Source organism: Actinoplanes sp. NPDC049802 (assembly GCF_040656595.1).
GTDB lineage: Bacteria > Actinomycetota > Actinomycetes > Mycobacteriales > Micromonosporaceae > Actinoplanes.
In genome coordinates this window covers 1-3,674 of sequence record NZ_JBFAMR010000163.1, presented here as the reverse complement: position 1 = coordinate 3,674, position 3,674 = coordinate 1, and the positions used below count along the sequence as shown (strand labels likewise).

The 3,674-nt window shown below is 66.3% G+C and carries 4 protein-coding genes; 2 read left to right on the top strand and 2 right to left on the bottom strand.

Translation table 11 applies throughout. From position 1 onward, the window contains the following. Positions 1-234 precede the first annotated feature (234 nt). Complete coding sequence (locus tag AB0I88_RS41070) at positions 235-966, top strand: hypothetical protein (RefSeq protein WP_361037688.1); 732 nt, start codon at positions 235-237, stop codon at positions 964-966. A gap of 79 nt (positions 967-1,045) precedes the next feature. On the opposite strand, the gene AB0I88_RS41065 is transcribed toward AB0I88_RS41070, so the two are convergent. Both AB0I88_RS41065 and AB0I88_RS41060 read right to left on the bottom strand, forming a co-directional pair. Next, on the bottom strand, positions 1,046-1,378 hold the full coding sequence (locus tag AB0I88_RS41065; protein ID WP_361037686.1) for a hypothetical protein: 333 nt from the start codon (positions 1,376-1,378) through the stop codon (positions 1,046-1,048). 418 nt (positions 1,379-1,796) lie between these two features. Next, on the bottom strand, positions 1,797-2,198 hold the full coding sequence (locus AB0I88_RS41060; RefSeq protein WP_361037684.1) for a hypothetical protein: 402 nt from the start codon (positions 2,196-2,198) through the stop codon (positions 1,797-1,799). Positions 2,199-2,356: 158 nt separating this feature from the next. On the opposite strand from AB0I88_RS41060, the gene AB0I88_RS41055 reads away from it, so the two are divergent. Further along, positions 2,357-2,905, top strand: a complete 549-nt coding sequence (locus AB0I88_RS41055; RefSeq protein WP_361037682.1) for an SMI1/KNR4 family protein — start codon at positions 2,357-2,359, stop codon at positions 2,903-2,905. The last annotated feature ends 769 nt before the right edge of the window (positions 2,906-3,674 follow it).

The following is a 3,674-nucleotide window of genomic DNA, read 5'->3' as shown; positions in this document are numbered from 1 at the left end:
TTCGCTGAGACACCGTCACACTGGCCGTCTCAATCAACCTGCTCCAGTCCAGCTCCCCGATGGGGCATCGGGGCAACTTCGCTGAGACAGGACAGCTAGGCCGCTGACCTGGGGAAACCTGACCGCAGCTGACAGCTGCTGTCCTGATCTGACAATGGCCGCTGGTGTCAGGTGCCGCTGTCTCAATCGATGCCTCACCGGCCCGCACGGGCCCTGTATCGAGAAGGACGCACGATGACACTACGCACCGCGGACACCGCGTTGACCACCGCCGAGAAGGCATTCGATCTACTGACCTGCGAGCCCGCCCCGCTGGTTTTCGACGCCCGGCCGGTGCCGGGCCTGCCGGACGCGACGATGCCGCTGCCCGAGCTGCGCATGCTGCTGCTGTACGAGCGCTACGACAGCGACACCGTCGATCTGCTGTGGCGGCAGCTCGCCCGGCATGCCCGTGACTGGGGTCCCGCCTGGGTCGTGGGCGCGATCGGGGTCGCGCTGCCCGCGCTGACCCGCCTCGCCGCCAGGATCAGCACCGGCCATCCCCGGCACGCCGAGGACGTCGACTCCGAAGTCTTGGCCGGGTTCCTTGAGGCGTTGCGCACCATCGACCTGGACGCGCCACGGCTGTGGCTGCGCATGTGCTGGACGGCCTGGCGCGCCGGCGCCGCCGTGGTCGACAACAACGACGACGAGGAACTGCCGCCGGACTTCTCCACCGGGCCACGGTCCCCGCGCATGCCGTACGGGCACCCGGACCTGCTGCTCACCCGGGCCGCCGCCACCGGCCTGATCACCGCCGAAGCCGCCGAACTCATCGCCGCGACCCGCCTCGGCGACACCCTGATCGAGCAACTCGCCGCCGAACAGGGCGTCACCCCCGGCGCGCTGCGGATGCGCCGCCGCCGCGCCGAACGGAAGGTGGCCGCCGCCATCACCAGCGGCCAGCTCACCAGCGCCGCACGCTGACCCACCGCTGCCCGCCGATCGCGGCCCTACCCGAGGCTGCACCAGGCCCGCGCCTGGTGCAGCCTCGCCGCCGTTGTGGTCAGGAATCCGTTGACAGGTCGGCCTCGCGGGCGGCCTGGATGACAGCGGCGATCTCCGGCCAGCGCCGCCGTGCACCCTGCCGCGTCATCCCGACAGCGGCACCGATCTCGGCATACCCCGCCCCGGTACGGGCGGCGCCGGCGACAGCCTCGTCGAGCTGCGCGCCGACCTCGGCCTGGATCAGACGGGCCGCCGTGACCACCGCCAAGCGCACCTCACGATCGGTCGGCTGATCCAGGGCGGCTTCGCAGAGCCGCTGCGCCACCCGCACGACCAGCTGAGCGATCTCGTCATTGGCCTGCCGCAGCTCAGCGGCCGGCAGCGCCGGCATCCTCACCACCCGACTCGACCAGCGCCTCGACGGTGAGTTGAGAAGTTCTGTTCCTCGGGCACGGACTCGATGGGCATACGTTCCCCTCCAACCAGCCGACAACGAACACCGTCGATCTCCAGTCTCGGCATTATCGACTGCCGCAACACCTGTTGTCAGCCGCGATTCGCCCCCGACAACGACTGTTGCCCCGCCCGAAGAGCCGCGCAACGGTTGTTGTCGTCGCTCCGATGGAACCGACATCGGTCGTTGCCCGGCGCGCCTTGTTGTGACAACACTCGTTGCTCGTCCGGCAGCCCCGCTGCAACAGTTGTTGTCGATGCCTCGTCCGAGCCTGCCTGTCCTGCGCCAGCGAGTCATCCTCGACCAGGCTGCTGTGAGCTGCGATGAGGAATGTCGAGTGGGGGCCTGCCGCTCGTCAAGACTGCGAGAAGCTCTCGGATTCACTCAAATCCGCCATTGAATCTTGCTTGATGACGCCCACGATGGTTCGGCAGGCGTGGCCGATCTCCTCGTCCTGAACGAGCCCGTTGATCGCTTCGATCATCGCGGTGATGCCCGGCTTGGGTGTGATGACGAGGTCCGTTGTGTAGAAATACCGGCCGCCGGCGGCTTCGCCGGTCTCTTCCCACCGGCGGATCAGTGCATCGATCGCGCCGAGGGTCATGAGGGTCACATAGTAGGTCGGCCCACCAGTGACGGTCACGTAGAAGTCCTGGTTCTCGATTTGCTCCAGGTCATCTGCCGGGTCAGCGGGGAAGCGGGCAACGAACCGCTCCTGCCCGACGACGAGGAAGGGGCCCTCCTGCGTGATCTCCATTGGGATCCTGTTCACTCTGGGGATGCGTCACAAACTCTGGCAGAGTGGCTCAGCTCAACCGACCCCGACACGGTCGAGGAGCGCCCGCGTTGATAGGTGGCTCTCCGGCGCTCGGAGGATGTCTCCAACCCCGTGTTGTGGTTGACGGAGGGCGCCGCATGGCTGACGATCAACTCCGACGCGTCTTTCCGGAACTGGACCTCGACGGGTTCTGGGAAGACGGTGAGCATGCGGAAGAGATCTATGGTGGCGGGTATCCCTCTGACGAAGTGGTCGCGTCGGTCGAGGCAGAGCTCGGATTCCGGCTGCCGGCCTCGTATGTGGCTTTGATGCGGATGCGCAACGGCGGAATGCCTCGCAACACCTGCTGTCCGGCCCCGAGCAGAACGACCTCGGCCGAAGATCACGTCGCCGTCACCGCGATCATGGGGATCGGCCGGGAGAAGGAATGCTCGCTGGCCGGACGATCGGGCAGCCGGTTTCTCATCCAGGAGTGGGGCTATCCGAAGATCGGCGTGTATTTCGCTGACTGCCCTTCGGCGGGCCACGACATGATCGCGTTCGACTACCGGGACTGCGGCCCGGAGGGTGAACCGTGTGTTGTCCACGTCGATCAGGAGCTTGACTACCGGATCACCGTGCTGGCGCCAGATTTCGTCAGCTTCGTCCAAGCGCTGCGGCCGGAAAGCGCCTACGACTTTGACTGAGGGCCAGCCGGGCGGACGCGATTCGGCCGCCGACGTTTTGGCGGTCATCGCCGGGGAATCGGCCGCCGGTTCAGCAACGTGAAGGATGGCCGCTCGACTGGGAGGCGAACGGTCCGGCAAGCACAACAATCTCCGGGTAATGGGACAGATCGACGCGGTGTTGGCTCGACCGGGAGAGAGGGATCCACTCGGCGAGGAACCCCATGGGAGGCGGACAGATTCGCTGAGACGGGACATGCGGTATGTCCCGTCTCATCGGACCTGGATCGCGGCTATGAGTTTCAGCGCGGCGGCTGACAGATCGGGTGAGACGGATGGACCTTGTTGTCTCATCGGATCTGGCTCGCGGAGTCGCTGTTCTCTCGTCTCAGCCTTGTTGGCCCGCTTCGCCTACGGGCGCGGGACCTGCAAGGATTCTCGGACGGTGCCGGAGAAGTCGTCGGCACCGTGTTCGACGAGGAGATTCGTCGGCTCAAGAGGACAGGTCCAATGGGACGCGGACAGATTTCCTGAGACGGGACACGGTACGAGGGCCGTTGACAGGTTGTGACAGGTGTTGACAGGTTCGCGGCGAGTTCGATCGGCCTGACAGTCCGGTACTGGGCGGTGCATGTCATCCACGGCATGCCCGCCCGGCGGGGATCCTTCGCCGGGGTGAGGGTTTCGGTCCGGCATGCGGAACGTGTCAAGGGATTGAGGCCAACGGGAGTTAAGCGGCTTGCGGTTGGGGCTGGGTTTCCTGGTCGGGCCGGTTGATCCAGACCTGCTC